14 protein-coding genes are annotated in these 19,021 nt (G+C 64.9%); 7 read left to right on the top strand and 7 right to left on the bottom strand.

Annotated features, from left to right (window positions below; translation table 11 throughout):
* Window positions 1–67: 67 nt before the first annotated feature.
* The 3 genes from AC52Q4_RS01240 (at window position 68) to AC52Q4_RS01230 (ending at window position 5,016) form a co-directional block, all read left to right on the top strand.
* On the top strand, window positions 68–1,648 hold the full coding sequence (locus AC52Q4_RS01240) for a sensor histidine kinase (RefSeq protein ID WP_495534981.1): 1,581 nt from the start codon (window positions 68–70) through the stop codon (window positions 1,646–1,648).
* Window positions 1,649–1,934: 286 nt separating this feature from the next.
* Window positions 1,935–3,458: an ATPase domain-containing protein gene (locus AC52Q4_RS01235; protein ID WP_495534980.1), complete on the top strand. Its 1,524-nt coding sequence runs from the start codon at window positions 1,935–1,937 to the stop codon at window positions 3,456–3,458.
* Window positions 3,436–5,016: an ATP-binding response regulator gene (locus tag AC52Q4_RS01230; RefSeq protein WP_495534979.1), complete on the top strand. Its 1,581-nt coding sequence runs from the start codon at window positions 3,436–3,438 to the stop codon at window positions 5,014–5,016. Before AC52Q4_RS01235 ends, AC52Q4_RS01230 begins: the two co-directional genes overlap by 23 nt.
* 96 nt (window positions 5,017–5,112) lie before the next feature.
* Here AC52Q4_RS01230 and AC52Q4_RS01225 read toward each other — a convergent pair whose 3' ends face one another.
* From AC52Q4_RS01225 to AC52Q4_RS01200, 6 genes are all read right to left on the bottom strand, one after another.
* Entirely contained in the window at window positions 5,113–5,334 is a 222-nt protein-coding gene (locus AC52Q4_RS01225) for a DUF378 domain-containing protein (RefSeq protein WP_495534978.1), read from the bottom strand.
* A 311-nt stretch (window positions 5,335–5,645) separates the two neighbouring features.
* Entirely contained in the window at window positions 5,646–5,924 is a 279-nt protein-coding gene (locus AC52Q4_RS01220; protein WP_495534977.1) for a hypothetical protein, read from the bottom strand.
* Window positions 5,925–6,113: 189 nt separating this feature from the next.
* Window positions 6,114–6,704 (bottom strand): NYN domain-containing protein, encoded by a 591-nt coding sequence (locus tag AC52Q4_RS01215; protein WP_495534976.1) that lies wholly within the window; start codon window positions 6,702–6,704, stop codon window positions 6,114–6,116.
* Between the two features lie 219 nt (window positions 6,705–6,923).
* A complete protein-coding gene (locus AC52Q4_RS01210; RefSeq protein ID WP_495534975.1) occupies window positions 6,924–9,110 on the bottom strand; it encodes a dihydrolipoyl dehydrogenase family protein in 2,187 nt (728 codons plus the stop codon).
* A gap of 154 nt (window positions 9,111–9,264) precedes the next feature.
* The gene (locus AC52Q4_RS01205) at window positions 9,265–10,314 is read right to left on the bottom strand and encodes a radical SAM protein (protein ID WP_495534974.1); all 1,050 of its coding nucleotides are present in this window, start codon (window positions 10,312–10,314) and stop codon (window positions 9,265–9,267) included.
* 97 nt (window positions 10,315–10,411) lie between these two features.
* Window positions 10,412–11,290, bottom strand: a complete 879-nt coding sequence (locus AC52Q4_RS01200) for a DUF547 domain-containing protein (RefSeq protein ID WP_495534973.1) — start codon at window positions 11,288–11,290, stop codon at window positions 10,412–10,414.
* A 10-nt stretch (window positions 11,291–11,300) separates the two neighbouring features.
* Between AC52Q4_RS01200 and AC52Q4_RS01195 the strand changes: the two genes are divergently transcribed.
* The 4 genes from AC52Q4_RS01195 to AC52Q4_RS01180 all read left to right on the top strand — a co-directional run bounded on the left by AC52Q4_RS01195 (window position 11,301) and on the right by AC52Q4_RS01180 (window position 18,081).
* Window positions 11,301–11,555: a hypothetical protein gene (locus AC52Q4_RS01195; protein WP_495534972.1), complete on the top strand. Its 255-nt coding sequence runs from the start codon at window positions 11,301–11,303 to the stop codon at window positions 11,553–11,555.
* Between the two features lie 65 nt (window positions 11,556–11,620).
* Window positions 11,621–12,346 carry a putative periplasmic lipoprotein gene (locus AC52Q4_RS01190; protein ID WP_495534971.1) on the top strand — a complete coding sequence of 242 codons (726 nt, stop codon included), beginning with the start codon at window positions 11,621–11,623 and terminating at the stop codon, window positions 12,344–12,346.
* 182 nt (window positions 12,347–12,528) lie between these two features.
* On the top strand, window positions 12,529–13,653 hold the full coding sequence (locus AC52Q4_RS01185) for an inorganic phosphate transporter (protein ID WP_495534970.1): 1,125 nt from the start codon (window positions 12,529–12,531) through the stop codon (window positions 13,651–13,653).
* A 48-nt stretch (window positions 13,654–13,701) separates the two neighbouring features.
* Window positions 13,702–18,081 carry a DEAD/DEAH box helicase gene (locus tag AC52Q4_RS01180; protein WP_495534969.1) on the top strand — a complete coding sequence of 1,460 codons (4,380 nt, stop codon included), beginning with the start codon at window positions 13,702–13,704 and terminating at the stop codon, window positions 18,079–18,081.
* Window positions 18,082–18,168: 87 nt separating this feature from the next.
* Here the strand turns inward: AC52Q4_RS01180 and AC52Q4_RS01175 are convergent, their stop codons facing one another.
* A complete protein-coding gene (locus AC52Q4_RS01175; RefSeq protein WP_495534968.1) occupies window positions 18,169–18,813 on the bottom strand; it encodes a cation efflux transmembrane domain-containing protein in 645 nt (214 codons plus the stop codon).
* Window positions 18,814–19,021: the final 208 nt, after the last annotated feature.

Here is a 19,021-nt window from a genome sequence, read left to right as displayed (position 1 = left end):
GATTGTCTGGGGTCTGTATGCGCGGCGACATTCAAACTCAATCCAGACACGCAGGCGAGCCGCTGGGATGGGCAAAAAGGAGCGTCAAGAGGGAGCCGACGACGATCTGCAGCGGCTCCATTTTATACTCGGGGCAGCGCAGCTCGGTACCTGGGAGTGGGACGTGGGCAGCGGCGCCGTGAGCTGGAGCGACGAGCTCCTGGCCATCCACGGGCGCCAGGCCGGGGGTTTCGACGGGACATTCGAGAGCGCCCTCGCGGACGTGCATCCGGACGATCGCGATAAGATTCTTCAGGCGATCAACGCGACACTAGAATCTGCTGCGCCCTACCACGTCGAATACCGGATCATCACCCCGGAGCAAACCGTACGATGGCTGGAGGCCAAGGGTTGCTTGACCCGCGGCCGTGAAGGACAGCCACGTAAATTCCACGGCGTTTGCATGGACGTCACCGAGCGGAAACGTCTGTACGAAGCCCGGTCGCATTTGGCCTCCCTCGTCGAGTCTTCCGATGACGCGATTGTCGCCAAGTCCCTGGACGGTACCATTCAGAGTTGGAATGCGGCGGCCGAGCGGCTTTTCGGCTACACGGCGGAGCAGGCCGTGGGCCGCCATATTTCGTTGATCATTCCGGCCGAACGCGCCGACGAGGAGGAGCGAATACTCGCCAGTCTCCGGGCCGGTAGGCGGATCGAGCACTACGACACGGTGCGCCAGCGAAGCGACGGCCGTCTCGTGGACGTTTCTCTCACCATATCGCCGATTCGCGACGAAGCCGGGCAAGTCGTCGGCGCCTCGAAGATCGCCCGCGACATCACCCAGCGCAAGCGCACGGAGGCGGCGCTGCGAGAGAGTGAACGGCGTCTTCGCATCCTGAGCGAGAGCCTCGAGCAAAAGGTGGCGGCGCGCACGACCGATCTACAGTGCCAGACCGCGCGACTGCAACGTCTCGCCTGTGAGCTCATCTCCGCCGAGCAGCGCGAGCGCAAGCGCTTGGCGGCGGTTCTTCACGACGACCTCCAGCAGCTGCTGGTGGCCGCGCAGCTGCGCGTCGCCCAGGTGCACCGCCAGGTCGGCGACTCCGAAGTCTCTCACGCCGTCGAGAGCGCCGCTGAGCTGCTTGCCAAGGCAATCGACGCCTCGCGCACGTTGACCTACCAGTTAGGCCCGCCGGTACTCCAGCAAGCCGGATTCGTCTCTGCATTACGCTGGCTAGCCGGCGAACTGCGCAAGCTCCACGAGCTGCATGTGACCATCGACGCTGAAGACTCGGAGCCCGCCTTGCGAGAGGAGCTCAAGGTGATGCTGTTCCAGTCCGTGCGAGAGCTGCTGTTCAATGTCACCAAGCACGCCGGGGTCAATGCAGCGAGCGTGCGTGTGCGCCGTAGCGGCGAGCGGCTGGAGATCGTCGTTGAAGATAAAGGAAAAGGCTTTGATGTCGAGCGCGTGGCGAATGAGGAGGAGAACGAGGGTCGTGGCCTCGGTCTTTTCAGCACCCGCGAGCGCCTTGCCGCGCTTTACGGGGATATGACCATCGACTCGAGCCCGGGCCTGGGAACCTCCATTCGACTGACCGCACCGCTGTCCGCGCGCCCGGGGGACCGAGCGACGCCGGGCGCGGCGGTTACCCCGAAGGGGCTTCGATAAAGCGGCTGCCCCGTGCGCCTGAAATCGGCTTGGGAACTAGGCAAGCTTGCCGGGTGTCATCCCAGAGCAGGCGTCTGCAACAATTCCAGGGCAAAGATCGCCATGGAATAACGTGCCGCGGACTGAAAGGCCGGACTATAGTTGCGGTGGATACTGGAATCGAGCGGCTAACCTGAATGTAGCGGCGACCACGGCGAATTTCGTCTTTACCGATCTCGGATTTTCGTGAGAAGGGTGAGGCGCGTCGTCGCAGCAACGCCGGCGTTCTCACGGCCAGGGTAGATATTTGAGTGAAAACAATGACTTGAATCCAGCCGTCAGCACGGGTATTGCGGGGTTGGACGAAATCCTCCGCGGCGGCTTACCGCACGGCATGAGCTACCTCATCCAAGGCGGGGCGGGAACGGGCAAGACCACGGTCGGCTTTCAATTTCTCTTTGAAGGCGTCCGGCGGGGACAGCGCGTGCTGTTCGTCTCCCTGTTGCAGCGGCGTTGGGAGTTGCAGGGAGTTTTCGCCTCGCACGGCTGGTCGCTGGAGGGCGTCGACTTTCTGGATCTGCCGCAGAGCCTCCGTCAGAGCGCCACCGAAGAGCAGACGATGTTCAGCCCCGGCGAATTCGAGCTCCAGGAGGTGAGCGAGGCCATTGTCGAGGCGATTGAACGATGCGGGCCCGAGCGGCTGGTCTTCGATTCGATCACCGAGTTGGCGACGCTCGTGGACAGCCCGCGACAGCTTCGCCGGCAGATGCTCAAATTCAAGCAGCGCCTGGAGGAAACCCGCTGCACCTCTGTGTTCATCGCCAACGACGACATGACGATGGACATGCCGTTATTTCAGGTGGGCGTTCACGGCGTAATCGCGCTGGGAGCCGACCAATTGCCTGCCGGGCCGCGGCGGCGCTGGCTCGAGGTGATAAAGGTACGCGGCGTGCCGTACGCCGATGGCCGGCACAGCTTCCGCCTGCTGACCGGCGGTATCGAGGTGTATCCCAACCTGGAAGTTCCCAGCGACGCAGCCGAGCCGCAATGGTCGCTCGTTTCCAGCGGCAATGAGGATCTGGACAGGCTGTTCGGGGGCGGCCTGGAGGGCGGCACGGCCTGCCTCGTCCTGGGGACGACCGGCGCGGGCAAGAGCACGCTGGCGTCGCTCTATGTCCAGGCGGCGGCTGAGCGTGGCGAGCGCTCGATCATCTACTGCTTCGACGAGCGGCGCCAGACCTTCATTCGCCGCTCTCAGGGGCTCGGCATGGATGTTATCCGTCATATGGACGAGGGGCGGGTGGATTTGCGGCAGGTGAATTTCGGCAGCATGACGTTCGGCGAGTTCGTGCACGATCTCTGCTCGGCCGTGGAGCAGCGGGGCGTGAAGGTGGTGGTGATCGACAGCCTCACAGGCTTCTTCCATGCCATCCCCGAAGAGAAGCTGATCGTGCAGCTCCATGAGATGCTCACCTATCTGGGAAATGCCGGGGTATTGACGCTGCTGATCCTTCCGATCAGCGGGCTGAAGGGAGAGGGCATCAGCGGCTTCGACGAGAATGTGAGCTATATCGCCGACACGGTGGTCATGATGCGCCACTTTGAGGCGACCGGCGAAGTGCGCCGCTGCGTGTCGGTGCTCAAAAAGCGCCACGGTCGCCACGAACGCGCGATCCGCGAGTTCCAGGGCGGCCCGGGCGGTATCGAGCTCGGCCCCCCGCTGAGCGATTTCCGCAACGTGCTTTCCGGAATGCCCGAGTATATCGGCAAAGCAGGCAAGTTGATGGACGCCGAAAAGGACACGCGCGATGGATCGGACGACGGAAGTTGAATCGGTCGGCCGATCCGGATCGGTGCTGGTTTTGGCACCCATTGGCCGAGACGCGGAGCTGACCGCCAAGGCGCTGCGTCGCATGGCTCTGCCATGTCGTGTCTGCTCGACGGCGGATGAGCTGCTCGCGGAGATCCGCCGCGGCGCGGGACCGGCGGTGATCGGCGCCGAGGCGCTTAGTGCCCGGCATGGCGCAGCGCTGGAGGCGGTTCTGGCGGATCAGCCGGTGTGGTCGGATCCGCCGCTGATTCTCGTCGCCGGACCTGCGGCGGTGTCGGAACACTTCCACGACCTCGTGGCGCGGCGAAACACGACGCTGCTGCACCGGCCATTGAAAGTCTCGACACTCGTCACGACTGTGCGCGCGGCGCTGCAGAACCGCCTGCGGCAGTATGAGGTTCAGCGACTGCTTGATCGGCTGGAAGACCGCGCCCGGCAACTTCAGCGGCTGGCCCTGGAGCTTTCGGACGCCGAGGAACGGGAGCGGCAGCGCTTGGCGGAAATTCTGCACGAGGATTTGCAGCAGCTTCTGGTGGGCGCGAGGATGCGCGTGGCCGGGCTGCGCAAGCGCTCGGATCAAGACCGATTGGACAAGACCGTTCAGGCGCTGTCCGAGCTTTTGTCGCAGGCAATCGAGCAGTCGCGGAATCTCTCGCACGAATTCAACCTGGCGATATTGCGACGTGAAGGTCTCCCTGCCGCGCTCCGGTGGCTGGCCAAGCGGATGAACCAACTGCACGAGCTGAAAGTGACCGCGGACGCCGACCCCGATGCCGATTTGCGCGACGGCTGGGTGCGCACGTTCCTTTACCGCAGTGCCCAGGAACTGCTTTTCAATGTAGCCAAGCACGCCGGCGTGGCGGAGGCGCACATGCGCTTGGCGCGGGAAGAGAGCCGCGTGGTGTTGTGCGTGCAGGACCGTGGCGAGAGCACGGACATGACGGCGTTACAGGAGGGAGGGGCCGGGTTCGGCTTGCAGGGCATCCGCGAGCGGGCGAGCCTCCTCGGTGGTTGGTTCGAGATCGGCCGCAACGAGGGGGTGGGCACTAACTTCACGCTCGCTATGCCACTCGAGCCGGCAAGCTCGACGATCGATTCGACGAAGCCGGGCGATGCGGCAACGCCGTCGACTTTGGCTGCGGACAGCGGCGCTGGCGGTCAGGAATTGCAGCGGCTGCGGATCATGCTCGTGGATGACCATCAAATGATGCGCAGCGGGCTGCGCTCGTTATTGGAGCTGGAGCAGGATCTGGAGATCGTCGGCGAGGCCGATGACGGCGCCCAGGCACAGGAGCTGGCCGAAAAGCTTCGTCCGGATCTGATCCTGATGGATGTCTCCATGCCGCAGATGGACGGCATCGAGGCGACCCGGCGGATCAAGGCCCGCCATCCGGCAATACGCGTGATCGGGTTGTCGATGTTCGACGACGAGCGGTGCGCGATTACGATGCGGGACGCCGGCGCCGAATGCTATTTGCCCAAGGCGGGGCCGGCGGAGGATTTGCTGGCCGCGGTGCGCTCGAGCAGCGCGGTGAACCGAGGCGCTCCGGGCGAATGACCGCCCGGCGTGTCTTTTCTCCTCGGTCGAGCTCGAGCAGGCGGCGGCTGCCTTGCAACGGCCCAGCCGCCGCGTGCTCTCGCAGAAATGCCGGTGCTATGTCCGGGCCGGTACTTCCCTGACGAGCCGAGGGCTTGTGACGAGCACGTATACGGCCGCGACGCCCACGAGAATATAGATCAGGCGCTCGAGCCATACGGCGCCACCAAAAATGGCACCGACGAGGTTGAGCTGGAACAAGCCTACCAGACCCCAGTTCAATCCGCCGATAATCAGCAGAATCAACGCAATCCAATTCAAAATGCTCTTCGTGGACATGATGCACTCCTTTCGGTAGTCAATATGGCCGCTTGCTGTGCGGCACCTACGCGGTCGCCCGAATCCTGAAATTCATCGGAGAAAACGCCCCGCTGCGCACGTGGCAAAAGCGGCAATGCGAGTCGTGCCGCATACCGCCGTTGCTACTAACGCTTAGACCATTTTGCAGGGGAAAAAGCGACGCTTGGCACGTGCCGTCTCATGGCTGGCGGCAAGGCATGCCAATGCCGAGAACAGCGCCGAAACGGCATCCCCATCGCCGTTGCGGTGGTCGATGCAGCCAGCCCCAGGCTGGCCGGCGACCGCCCGATTCAACCTTGCTTGGGGGTGTATAACCTGCACCAGCCCTCGGAGCTGATCTTGCCCTCGACCAAGTTGCATCGGTCAGGCGCGATAAAGTTCTCGCAGCCCGAGCACTGCTGGCCGTTTTTGGGTTGATCCTGGTAATTCGCGGCTTGCTGGCTGGTTTTGCCTTGACTCCAAGCGGGCCGCGCCGTCAGCAGCATGAGAAGGGGGGCAGCGGCGGCCGAGTACCCGGCAAGCTGCAGCACTTGGCGTCGGGTGAAGTGCTTGTCGCGCCGTTTTTCCATCGCTTGAATCTCCTTTCACGGGCCGGCCCCGTCGAGCACACGGTATCCGCCGTCGGCCCCGTCCGCGTGACACGACGATCAGGCGGGCCGGGGTAGGCTTCCGAACGTTAGACGGCGAAGTTCGGGTTTGGTTCGCCGAGGTCGGTGTTGCCGTGGCTGTGCAGACGGGTGATCGGGCCGACGGCCCCATCAACCCGGCGTCGCCACCTCGTCCATGTGCTCGTCGATCCACAGCACGCGGTCGGCTCGCGCCTGAAGATCCGTTGAAACACCGGTGGAGAAAACGGCGAGCTCAATGCCTTTGCCGCTCTCGGAGAGGTGTTCCACCGCGTCCAATAGATCCCCGTCGCCCGAGGAGAGGACAAGGCAGTCGTAGCGATCCTTATGGGCGAGCGCCAGTGTGGCAAGCCCCACGTCCACGCCCATCTGGCGTTGGTTGACCAGATTATGGGCCGACCCGCCGCGCGGACAGCGCAGCTCGGTTTTCGTCCCACATTCGATGCAGAACGCGTTTTCGACCCGCTCGTTCTTCAGGCCGTAGAGTTTCACAATGAGATGCGGGCCGTTGGGTGCCGCACTCTGAAGCCAGCTATGGAAGCGCTCACGGGCGCTGTGCGCCTCGCTTTGCACGCTGTTTAAATAGTACCCGCGCCACAAAGGGCCGAGATGTTCTTCGACCAGGCGCCGCAGCCTCAAATAGTCGACCCGGCTGTGCGCGCCAAAGCGTTGCACGCTGTTGGCGTGAATATAGCTGGCATCGATGAGCCAAAGGCGTTTCATGGCACGGTCCAAATGCGCTGGGGTAGAACGTTAGGGTACGCCTGAACCCACCCGGCCGCGAGCCTGAATAACGCCGGCGGTCAGCCAAAGGGTAGGGGGCCCGCGCGGCGCCGGGACCTCGCGAACGGGTTGCCTGGGAGCCGCGGGGCAAAATTCCTACGAACGCTTCAACGAGGCAGGTCAATTCACGTGCGGTATCCCGCTCGCCCGCGCGACGGCTCATGCCGTCCCGCCGTGGGCACGGGCCCGCGGGGCTTCGCCACGCAAACCGCGGCGGCGCCAAGTGTGGAAGCGCTCCAGCCAACGCAGCGTTCTTGCCGACGTGTTCTCCCGACGCCAGGCGCCGGCCGCGTATTTGTTGGCTTCCGTCAGGGTGGGATAGACGTGAATGGTGCCGAGGATTTTGTTCAACCCGAGTTTCCAGCGCATGGCCAGCACGAATTCGGCGATGAGGTCACCGGCGTGCTCACCGACGATGGTCGCTCCCAGGATCGTGTCTTTGCCCGGTACGGTGAGCACTTTTACCAGGCCATGCGCCTCGGACTCGGCAATGGCCCGGTCCAGGTCGTCGATGCCGTAGGTCGTGACCCGGTAGGGCACGCCTTGCTGCTTGGCCGCGGTTTCGTTGAGCCCCACCGTGGCGACCTCCGGTTCGGTGAACGTCGCCCAGGGGATCACGGAGTAATCCGCTCGGAAGCGCTTGAGCGGGCTGCCGAACAGGGCGTTGGCGGCGGCATACCACGCTTGATGTGCGGCGGTGTGGGTGAACTGATACGGCCCGGCGACGTCGCCGCATGCAAAGATGGTGGGATAGTTGGTCTGCAGAAAGCCGTTCACGGCGAGTGTCCGCTGCTCGCTCAGCTCCACCCCCAATGCCTCCAGGCCATAGCCTTTGACGTTGGCGGCACGGCCGACGGCCACCAGGATTTCGTCGCAGGCGAGCGCCACGTCCTCACCCGCATGCTCGCACACCAATATCTTGCGGCCCGCCTCCCGGCGCGCCGCCTTGGCCTTGTGAGCGAGCCGCATGTCGATACCTTCGGCCCGGAAGCGCTCCAGCACCCGCGCGGAGATCTCCGGATCCTCGCGCGGCAGCAGACGCTCGCCCATTTCCACCTGGGTCACGTTACAGCCGAGCCGGCCAAATGCCTGCGCCAGCTCGCTGCCGACGGGGCCGCCGCCGAGCACCACCAGGCGCGCCGGCCGGGCGCGGAGGTCCCAAACCGTGTCCGTCGTGAGATAGCCGGCCTCCGCCAGCCCCGGTATGGGGGGCACCAGCGGCGACGCACCGGCGGCGACGATGATGGCGCGTGTGGTGAGGCGACGGCCGTCGACCTCGACGGCATAGGGCGAGACGATTCTGGCTTCACCCTCGATGACCTCCACGCCAAGCGCTCGATACCGAGCCGGCGAATCGTGCGGCTCCACCCGTCGGATCACTTGTTGCACGCGCTCCATTATCTGCGCGAAATCGAAGTCGACATCCGCGGCGTGCGCCCCGAACTCTCTCGCGCGACGCACATGCGAGACGAACCTGGCCGAGCGCAGCAGCGCCTTGGACGGCACACAGCCGGTATTGAGACAGTCGCCCCCCATCTTGTGCTTTTCGATGAGCGTCACTTTGGCCTTGACGGCGGCGCCGATGTAGGCGCTGACCAGACCGGCGGAGCCGGCGCCGATCACGATCAGATTCCGATCAAAGCGCCGGGGCTTTTCAAAAGCTCGCAGCGATTTGCGGGACTGTATGAAGGCCAGTGCCTTTTTCGCGAGCAGTGGAAACACGCCGAGCACGGCGAACGCGAAGAGCAGGCCGGGGGAGAGGATGTCGGCAGGGGAGTCGACCTGCCCCAGATGCACGCCGGCGTTTACGTAGACGAGCGTGCCCGGCAGCATCCCGAGCTGGCTCACCCACCAGAAGGTCGTCGTCCCGAGCGCGGTCAGGCCCATCAAGAGGTTGATGACAAAGAACGGAAACACCGGCACGAGCCGCAGGGCAAAGAGATAAAACGCCCCGTCCTTGGCGATACCGCGGTCGATGGTGGACAGCCGCGCTCCGAAGCGCCGGCGGACCGTGTCACGCAGCACGAAGCGTGAGATCAGAAACGCCAGCGTCGCTCCGAGCGTGGAGGCGAAGGAGACGAGCAGCACGCCCCACACAAGACCGAAGACGGCGCCTCCGGCGAGCGTCATCACGGCCGCGCCCGGCAGGGAGAAAGCGGTCACGGCCACGTAGATCGAAAAATAAATCGCTGCGGAAGTCAGCGGATGTTCGGCGACGCTTGCTTGCAAAGCCGAATGCTGTGCCTCGAGGTAGGCAAAATTCAGGAAACGTCCTAGATCGAATGCGAAAAACGCGATAACGATCAGAGCGAGCACGCCGAGCAGCAGCCATTTGCGCGCATTCATCGGGTGTTCCTCTGGTGCGTGCCTGAAAAATTCCCTATCGCGCTTCGAGCTTCCGCCTGAGCGCTGGGGCCGCCATGCGCTCGACGTGAGCCGGCGCTCCCAACACCCTTCGCGCGGCTCCCGATCCGAAAGCGCAGCGGGTTGTGGATCTCGGCTATTGCCCGCCGCAGCTCCCCCCGCCGAGCACGCAGAATCTGGCGCAGTGTGGGTGATTGAGCTTCACCTCACCGGCGGACTCCGCAAGCGTCGCTCCGAGCTCGAAGCATGGAACGTAGGGCAGCAGGGTGCAGGCAACGACACTCGGGCGCGCGGCGCCCTTTTGCTTCACCACCATGCGTGAGCTCGCGCACATCATCGCCTGCGGCGAGGTGCCGAGCTTCTCCCAGCACGCTTCGCTGATCTCCGGCACATCGAGCTGCGCGTCCATTTCCGGAAAGAGCACCAGAGTGGCCGGATCATGGGCGTCGAGCGCAATCGCCTCGCGCTCGAGAAGCCGCGCGAACCCCTCGCGCACGCGCTTTTCCGGCTCGCCGGAGAACAGCCGTCCGGCAAGATGCACGACAAAGCCGTTGCGGGTCAGCCAGCGCAGGCCCTCCATCATCGGCGCCCAAGACCTGGGGCCGCGCTCCAGTTCGTGGAGGGCCTTCGTGTAGTGATCGATGGACACGCGCATCGTCAGATGCTCGCCATGGCGGGCGCGGATGTCCAGCAGCCGCGCGGCCACTTTCATCATCGGCTTCATGGCATTGGTCAGCATCAGTGCGTCGAAACCGCGCTCGAGCACCTCTTCGAGGATCCTCGGCATGTGCGGGTTCATGAACGGCTCACCGCCGGTGAAACCGATCAGGCGGGTGCCGAGACCGTCGCGCGCGATCTCACCGAGGTAGGAGCATACCTCCTCGTGACTGATGTATACCAAGCGGTCATTGCGCGGCGAGGACTCGATGTAGCAGTTGCGGCAGGTGAGGTTGCACAGCGTTCCGGTGTTGAACCAAAGGGTATCGAGCCGCTGCAAGCGGACCCGGGCGCGGCGTTTGCCGTCCGCGGTGAACTCCGGATCACGGAATTTGTGCGGGTTCAGATGGGGCTTTTTGGGAATGGCGCCTTCGTGCATGGTGATGCCTTCTCCTTCCAGGGGCCTGGCCTCGAGCCGGGACGTGGCGAGGGCGCCGGCGCCGCTGAGTCGCGGTGGGTGTGGCGCCACGCCTGTCCTTTGCTCTGGCGCGGGCGAGTTCGAAGCCCCGCGGTTCGCACGCTCGTTCCGAGACCTTTCCGGGCTCGGTGTGCCCCGGCGTCTTGATTCAGCCGTCGAGTTCCGGATAGTTCTCGGGCCGGTTCAGATCCCAGTCATAGTCGATGTAGCGAATACGTTTTGCCTGGTTCACGGCGTGATCGACGTCCGTGCCGCCGTATGCCTTGATGAAACCCTGCACTGAGCCTTGCACTTGCACGAAATCCGCCTCGTACCAGTCAAAAAGCCGCGAGACGTAGAGCGTATCGCCTTCCAGGTGCAGGTGCCGGGGCGTATTCAGCGCAAAACGGACATTCTCCGTTAGTCTCTCGTCGAGACTTCCCGGCAAGTACGGCTCGCCGCGCAGCGGCGGACAGCCCACGGAAGCGCAGTTGACGGCAAAGTGAACGCGCGCGTCTTTCCAGCCCCTTTGCCGGTACTCATCGCCGAGGAGTATCTCCTTTTCGATTTCATCGAGGCTGAATTCGCGGCCGCCCACCTCGAAAATTTCCCGCTTGAAAATTCGATACGGATCGAGCAGGTGGCCGAAGTCACGCACGCTGTCCACCGGCTCGCCGTTTTTCGGATTCTCGAGAACGTGCGCGATCATGAAGTAATTGTACGCGTTGAGCCAGAAGGCGAGCGCGGTTTCCCGCCGTTTCAGCCTCGAGCGGTCAAAACCGGCCAGCTTGATATTCTGCTCTCGGAGAAGACACTTCGTTTCCGCCTGTTGCAAGGCGGCGTGGTAATCGAATGCAGAGACCAGCCCCCCTTGCGAGGTTCGCGTCTCTATGACATAGCGATTCAGCAGTTCCGCAAAGGGGGAATAGACTTCGGCAAGGGAAGCGTCGGTGGCCGGCGCCTTGGTTGCGCCAAGCGGTGCACCCCCGCAAAGGAGCAGAAGGAGGAAGAGGCCGGCACGACGGATGGTTGCATTGTAGCCACGCATCAAACGCCTCATGAACCTTCCCGGCGGCGACCAGGTCAATGGCCTCGCCTCAACAGTGTCCTACGTTGAAGGGGTATTGGCGGATAGTCTGCGTTCCAGCGAGGGCGCCGAACATCCGCAGTATTACGTACCCTGGCGATTGGCCGCTGTTATTGGCTGGGATGTCGGCCGTGTGTTCTTCGCCATGCCCATCATCGCGGCGAACCGCGCGGAACCCGGGCGGCGAGCGATCTCTCAAACGGGATATCAGCGGCGTGCGGCGTGATCGCGAATGCGCCAGGCAGCGTCCACTGGTAGCGAGTCGTTGGTTGGGTAGCGAAGGTTGGCCATATGATGATGTATCCCGTTTTGCGGACTCCGCACGGCATCACAGGCGCGATGGGGCTGGCCGCAACGTTTCTGGTTGCCGTGCTGGCCGGTTGCACGTCGACCCCGGAATTGCAGCCGACAGCGGGAGCCCAGCGGCTGAGCGGTCCGGCTGTTGGCGCCGGGGCGAGCGCGCAGGGCGTGCAGGTGAAGGCGAGCGTGCAGGCATGGGACGGTACGCCCCGAGACCTAAAACAGGTCGAGCCCGTGCTGCTTACGATCCACAATCGCTCCGAGCGGCCGTTGCGTGTGCAATACAAAGCGTTCCAGCTGGTAGGCGCGGACGGAACCCATCATTCCGCGCTTGCGCCGATGGCGATCGACAAAAGCGCGACCGTGCGGGTGCAGGATTTCTCCCCTCACTACGAGAGCGAGTTCAGCGGGTTCCGATCCGCTCCCTATTGGGGCCCTTATTATGGGGGCCTAGGCGGCATATACACGGGCTTCGGTTACGACCCCTTCTACTATGATACTCACGACCTGAGGAGCATTCAGTTGCCGACCCGCGACATGCTCGAGCGCGCCCTGCCCGAGGGAGTTGTTGATCCAGGCGGCAGAGCGAAAGGGTATCTGTACTTCGAGAAACTGAAACAGGATCTGAACAGAGTCCATCTCCAAGCGCAGCTCATCGGCGCTGAGACAGGCGAATCATTTGGCAGCGTATCGATCCCGTTTGACGTGACTTATTGATCGTATTCGGGAAAACCACCCTCCCCGCCAGGACAACGAGCGCCCCTGCCGGCAAGGGCTCCGGAGGCGCATCCCACACGCATTGCGGCGAGTACGTATTGGCGCGCGGCGGCCTGGGCCCGAGACTGCTGGGCAAGACCTTCGGTCGCAGGAGGGCATGACCCGCTGCCGCACGTGCTGCTATGGAGCATTGGGGCATCATCTGCGTCGCGCTGCTGCTGGCGTATGCCAACGGCGCGAACGATAACGTAAAAGGTGTCGCCTCGCTGCTGGGTGGCGGCGTCACGAGCTACCGGCGCGCAATAGGCTGGGCGACCGGGGCCACGCTGCTGGGTTCTCTGGCCGCCATCGCGCTCGCCCGCAGCTTGCTGGCAACGTTCAGCGGCAAGGGCCTGGTGCCCGAGGCGGTGGTGGCCATGCCCGCTTTCACGGGCGCCGTTGCCTTGGGCGCGGGCGTGACGGTGATGTTGGCGAGCCGCCTCGGTTTGCCCGTTTCCACCACCCATGCCCTGGTGGGCGGATTGATTGGGGCCGGCGTTCTCGCCTCGCCCGCGGGCTTGAATGTCTCCCGGCTGGGCGTCGTCGTATTGCTGCCGCTCATCGCCGGGCCGCTGCTGGGGATGCTGGGCGCCTGGCTGCTCTATGCGCTGGCACATCGTGTGCGGCAACGGCTGGGAGTCGAGCGCCAGAGCTGTATCTGTCTCGGGGCGGTCATCGTTGCGCGGTTGCCGGAAGGCGCCACCGCCTCTTTGAGCGTCGCTCGCAAGCTGCCCACGCTCCACATGGGCGTGACCCCCCATTGCCGTACCGGCTACACGGGCGAGATGCTGGGCCTGGACATGGCCCGCGTACTGGACGGGGTGCACTACCTTAGCAGTGCCGCGGTGAGCTTCGCCCGAGGGTTGAACGATACCCCCAAGATCGCGGCGCTGCTGCTGGTGGGCGAGAGCCTCCAACCGAGCCAGGGCATGATGGCGGTGGCCGCCGTGATGGCGAGCGGCGGGCTGCTCGGCGCCCGCCGGGTCGCCGAGACCATGGCCCATCGGGTGACCGCGATGAATCCCGGTCAAGGGCTGGTGGCGAACCTGGTCACCGCCGCGCTGGTGATCAATGCGTCTCGTTGGGGAGTGCCGGTGTCCACCACCCATGTCTCGGTGGGCGCGTTGTGCGGGATCGGCACGAGGACCGGCGGTGCCCACTGGGCAGTGATCTCGACCGTGGCCTTGGCCTGGCTGATTACCTTGCCCGTGGCCGCGTTGCTCGCCGCTACCGGCTTTTCCCTATTGCGGGCGCTCGACGGGGCGTGAGGAAATGCGCTAGCCCCCATGCCAGCGGCTCGGAGGTAAACTAGTGGCATGGGCTCGACTGCACAGATAAGCGGCCACTTCCATCCGGCAATCCAGGATTGGTTTGTACAGCGCTTTGGCCGCCCGACGCGGGCACAGGCCCAGGCCTGGCAGGCGATACACGATGGCCGGGATACGCTGATCGCCGCACCCACTGGTTCCGGCAAAACGCTGGCCGCGTTTCTTGCCGCGATCGACGAACTGGTGCGCGACGGGCTCGCCACGCCGCTGCCCGACATAACCCGTGTCCTCTATGTCTCGCCCCTCAAGGCGTTGTCGAACGACGTGCAGAAGAATCTGCAGGAGCCGCTGGAAGGGGTTGCCGAACGACTGCGCGCCGTGGGTGTCCCCAAGCCCGGCATCCGCGCCTGGGTGCGCACCGGCGACACGCCGCAGTCCGAGCGCGCGCGCATGCGCCGCGAACCCCCGCATATTTTGGTGACGACCCCCGAATCGCTCTATCTACTGCTCACCGCCGCGTCCGGTCGCGAGTTGCTGGCGAGGGTGCGCACGGTCATCGTGGATGAGGTCCACGCCGTGGCCGGAAGCAAGCGCGGGGCGCATCTGATGCTGTCGCTGGCGCGTCTCGATGCACTGGTCGAAAAGCATCTGGGCTCGAGGCCAACCCGCATCGGCTTGTCCGCGACCCAGAAGCCGATCGAGGCCATGGCGGCCTTCCTCACCGGCCGTGAGGGAGGTTGCAACATTGTCGATACCGGCCATACGCGGGAGCGTGATCTGGCCCTGTGCGTTCCCGACTCGCCGTTATCGGCGGTCATGTCCAACGAGACTTTCGGTGAAATTTACGATGAGCTCGCGGGTTTGATCGAAGCCCACGAAACCACGCTGATTTTCGTCAATACCCGGCGACTCGCCGAACGCGCCGCGCGGCATCTGGCCGAACGCCTGGGCGAGAATAACGTGACCGCTCACCACGGCAGTCTGGCGCGCGAACACCGGCTGCAAGCCGAGCAACGGCTAAAGCGCGGGGAGCTGCGCGCTTTGGTGGCAACGGCTTCGCTGGAATTGGGCATCGACATCGGCGCAATCGATCTCGTCTGCCAGATCGGCTCGCCCCGCGCCATCGCCACGCTGCTGCAGCGGGTCGGACGATCCGGCCACGCCCTGGGCGGCCTGCCCAAAGGCCGTTTGTTCCCGCTCTCGCGCGACGATTTAGCGGAGTGCACGGCGCTGCTCGATGCCGTGCGCCGCGGCGAGCTGGACGCGATCCGGATTCCCGTCGCGCCGCTCGATGTGCTGGCGCAGCAGATCGTGGCGGAAGTCGCCGCGGCCGGCGAATGCGAGGAGGCGGTGTTATTCGAGCGCTACGTTACGGCCTGGCCGTATCGCGATCTCACGCGCGACGCGTTTACTGCCACCGTGCGCATGCTGGCCGATGGCGTTAGCACGCGGCGTGGCCGGCGCGCCGCGCATATTCACCGCGATGCCGTCAACGCTCGCCTGCGGCCGCGCAAATCCGCCCGGCTCACCGCCTTGACCAACGGCGGCGTCATCCCGGATCAGTTCGACTACGATGTCATCCTCACCCCCGCCGGTCTCAAAATCGGTAGCCTCAACGAGGATTTTGCTTTCGAGAGTCTGCCCGGTGACATTTTCCAACTGGGCAATGCTTCCTATCGAATCCTCAAAGTCGAATCCGGGCGCGTGTTCGTCGAGGATGCCGCCGGCCAGCCGCCCAATATCCCGTTCTGGTTTGGCGAGGCGCCGGGGCGCACCGACGAGCTGTCCGCCGCCGTCTCGCGCCTGCGCGTCGATCTGGAGCAGCATCTGGCCGACGGTGTGGCAAGCGCGAGCGCGTGGCTCGAGCGATCGCTGCAGATCCCCCCGGCCGCGGCGGCGCAGCTGGCCGATTACTACGGTGCCTCACGCTCGGCGCTCGGCGTGTTGCCCACGCAACACTGCATCGTCTTCGAGCGCTTTTTCGACGAGGTCGGCGACATGCACCTGATCGTGCATTCGCCCTACGGGTCGCGCTTGAACCGCGCCTGGGGCCTCGCGCTGCGCAAGCGTTTCTGCCGCAAGTTCAACTTCGAATTGCAGGCGGCAGCACTGGAAGACAGCATCGTACTCTCGCTGGGGGCCACGCACAGCTTCGTGCTCGAAGAGGTGGCCGGTTATCTCAAATCGAGCAGCGTGCGCGATGTGCTCACCCAGGCGGTACTGGATGCGCCGATGTTCGGCAACCGCTGGCGCTGGATTGCAACAATCGCGTTGGCCGTGCGCCGGAACTTCAAGGGCCGGCGCGCGCCCGCCCCGTTTCAGCGCGCCGATGCCGAAGACCTCATGGCCGTGATCTTTCCGGATCAGCTGGCCTGTGCGGAAAATCTAACGGGCGCGCGTGACATCCCGGATCATCCGCTGGTCAGCCAGACGATTGCCGATTGCCTGCAGGAGACCATGGACATCGAGGGGCTCGAGGCGTTGCTCAAGCGTCTGGCGGCCGGTGAGATCGAGGTGATCGGGCGGGATCTGCCCACGCCGTCGCCCTTGTCGGAAGAGATCATCAACGCGCGAAACTACGCTTTTCTCGATGACGGCGCCCAGGAGGAGCGCCGCACCCGGGCAATACGCAGCGGCGGCTACTGGAGCGCCGAGGAGGCCGGCCAGGCGCAACTCGATGACGCGGCCATCGAACGGGTTCGCGCGCAGGCTTGGCCCGAGCCGCGCGATGCGGATGAACTGCACGACGCGCTGGTCATTAACGGCTTCCTGACCCGAGCGGAGGGAATGCGTGGGCGCGGAGATCTCGAAGGCGCGGGTGGCAACCCGCGCGGGGGCTGGGAGGCGTTTTTCGCGGCCCTGTGCGCTGAGCGCCGCGCCACGAGCGTCACGCTTCCAGGCGGCCAGCGGCTGTGGGTGGCCGCCGAGCGTCTGGCGGAGGTCCAGCTCCTTTTCGCCGATGTGCCGCTCGCGCCTGCCATTTCTCCCGTGATGGAAGGGACACCGCCGGGTGATTCCAGTGAGGCATTGCGAGAGCTGCTGCGCAGTCGTCTGGAAGGCCTGGGGCCGGTCACGCTCGAGCGCCTGATCGCACCGCTCGGCTTGCCCGAAACGGCCGCCGTTGCGGCCTTGGGGGCGCTGGAAGCCGAGGGTTTCGCCGTTCAGGGCCGGTTCGAGGCCAGCGTGCCACACATTCAATGGTGCGAGCGTCGCCTGTTGGCCCGCATTCACCGCTATACCCTGAAACGCCGACGCCAGGAGATCGAAGCGGTCGCGCCGCAGCACTTCATGCGCTTTCTCCTCGAGTGGCACGGTCTGGCCGGGGAGCGGGCCGAAGGCTCTGGCGCGCTTACCCAAGCGTTGCAGCGTCTGGAAGGGTTCAGCGTGCCGGCGGCGGCCTGGGAAAGCGATGTGCTGCCCGCCCGGGTGGGGGATTACGAGCCGGGGATGCTGGACGCCCTGTGTAGGTCCGGCCGATTCGCCTGGCTGCGGCTCAATGCCGTCCCAGCCGCCAACGGCAAAAGGCGGGTCGGGCCGGTGCGCAATACGCCCATTGCCCTCATTGAGCGTCCGGCGTTGCGCTTTTGGCAGGCGCTGGCGCCAGGAATTACGCCCCAGGAACTCAGGCTCAACGCCAGCGCGCGCAAATTGCTGGAAGTGCTGGACGCGCGGGGGGCATCTTTTTTTCACGAACTGCAGGAGGCCGCGGGTCTGCTGCGCACCCAGGCGGAGGACGCTCTGGCCGAGCTCGCCGCCTGGGGCCTAGCCAGCGCGGATTCGTTTGCCGGGCTGCGCGCGCTGATCAACCGCTCTGGCAGGCGCCCGGTGCATGCGCCGCGAACCCGTATCAAGCGGCGACGTTTCTCGGGGCTGGAGGAGGCCGGTCGCTGGTCGCGGTTGCAGGCGACGACCCTCTGGGACGACGAGACGCGCCGCCAGGCCGACAGCAAGACGTTGGAGCACATCGCCTGGGCGCTGCTGGCTCGCTACGGCGTCGTATTCAAGCGCGTGCTGGAGCGTGAATCCAATCTGCCGTCCTGGCGGGAACTGCTCTACATCTACCGGCGGCTGGAAGCCCGCGGCGAGATCCGTGGCGGGCGTTTCGTCGCGGGCTTTGCCGGTGAACAGTTCGCTCTGCCGCAAGCGGTGGCAATGCTGCGCAAGACCCGAAAGGCGGCGTTCGATAACGAAGCGGTACGCCTCTGCGCCGCCGATCCGCTGAATCTCATCGGCATCATCACGCCGGGCGAGCGTTTGCCGGCGGTGTCGGGAAATCGTGTTCTGTTGCGAGACGGCCTGCCGGTCGCCTTTTACGAGGCGGGCGCGGTGCGCTTTGTCGCCGAATGCGAGCCCGAAGGGCGTTGGGAGTTGCGTAACCATTTGCTGCGCCCCGCCCGGCGGGGCACTTACCGGTACGAGAGCGTATGAACGCTTCACTGGGCGTGCCGCTGTGCTGACCGGCGTGGCGAAAGCCGATCGCCGCGGGACCGCATCAATGGCCGGCAAGCGGCCACGTCAGCTACGCCCGGCGTCACTCTCCGCGCTCGGCCCGGCGTGGTAAGTGCGGTGCGCGTCTTGGAGCACGCCGAGCGACGAGCGCAGGAAAAGCGTGGCGATGGCCACGCCCACCAGAATGTCCGGCCAAGCGCTGTCCGTTACGGCGACGATGCCGGCTGCCGCCAAGACACCGGCATTTGCGATGAGGTCATTGCGCGAGCAGATCCAGGCCGAGCGCATGTTGACGTCATCGTCGCGGTGTCGGGTCAGCAACGCGAGACACACCGAATTTGCTGCCAGCGCCGCGCCTCCGACCGAGGCCATAAGCATCGCCTCCGGGGCGCCGCCCGAAAGGAGCTTATCGGTCGCCTCGAGCAGGACAATCACGCCGAAGACGGCCATGATGCTGCCCTTCAAGCCCGCCGAAACCGCTTTCCAGCGGGCGCTGCGCGTCACCGCCAGGAGGCTGAAGGAATAGACCAGCGCATCACCGAGCATATCGAGCGAGTCGCCCAGGAGCGCGGTTGAGGCGGCCAGCCAGCCGGCGGCGAACTCCACTACGAACATGACGGCGTTGATCGCGAGCACCGTCCACAGCATGCGCGTCTGGAGATCGCGCCGCTCGGCGAGGCGGCGCTCGACGCCGTGACAGCAGCCCGCCATGGGACCCCCCAACAATTCAGATTGCCTTGCGCCGAGGATAACCGTTGTGGCGCCGGTACACAGCATTGCCGCCGCGGCCCGCAGCAGCGGATACCTCATCCGGCGCTAAAACTTCTCCACCCACGGGCGTAAATCCAGTTCCAACGTCCAGGCGCTGCGCGGCTGAGTGTGAAGGTGCCAGTAGCTCTCGGCGATCGCCTCGGGACGC

Source organism: Nitrococcus sp., assembly GCF_059432795.1.
This window is presented reverse-complemented; position numbering and strand designations above follow the sequence as displayed.

Coding starts and splice junctions, on each gene's coding strand:
- AC52Q4_RS01215 (WP_495534976.1), bottom strand. CDS start 6,704: ATGAAACGCCTTTGGCTCATCGATGCCAGCTATATTCACGCCAACAGC.
- AC52Q4_RS01185 (WP_495534970.1), top strand. CDS start 12,529: ATGGAGCATTGGGGCATCATCTGCGTCGCGCTGCTGCTGGCGTATGCC.
- AC52Q4_RS01210 (WP_495534975.1), bottom strand. CDS start 9,110: ATGAATGCGCGCAAATGGCTGCTGCTCGGCGTGCTCGCTCTGATCGTT.
- AC52Q4_RS01240 (WP_495534981.1), top strand. CDS start 68: ATGGGCAAAAAGGAGCGTCAAGAGGGAGCCGACGACGATCTGCAGCGG.
- AC52Q4_RS01195 (WP_495534972.1), top strand. CDS start 11,301: ATGAACCTTCCCGGCGGCGACCAGGTCAATGGCCTCGCCTCAACAGTG.
- AC52Q4_RS01180 (WP_495534969.1), top strand. CDS start 13,702: ATGGGCTCGACTGCACAGATAAGCGGCCACTTCCATCCGGCAATCCAG.
- AC52Q4_RS01200 (WP_495534973.1), bottom strand. CDS start 11,290: ATGCGTGGCTACAATGCAACCATCCGTCGTGCCGGCCTCTTCCTCCTT.
- AC52Q4_RS01225 (WP_495534978.1), bottom strand. CDS start 5,334: ATGTCCACGAAGAGCATTTTGAATTGGATTGCGTTGATTCTGCTGATT.
- AC52Q4_RS01190 (WP_495534971.1), top strand. CDS start 11,621: ATGATGATGTATCCCGTTTTGCGGACTCCGCACGGCATCACAGGCGCG.
- AC52Q4_RS01220 (WP_495534977.1), bottom strand. CDS start 5,924: ATGGAAAAACGGCGCGACAAGCACTTCACCCGACGCCAAGTGCTGCAG.
- AC52Q4_RS01230 (WP_495534979.1), top strand. CDS start 3,436: ATGGATCGGACGACGGAAGTTGAATCGGTCGGCCGATCCGGATCGGTG.
- AC52Q4_RS01175 (WP_495534968.1), bottom strand. CDS start 18,813: ATGGCGGGCTGCTGTCACGGCGTCGAGCGCCGCCTCGCCGAGCGGCGC.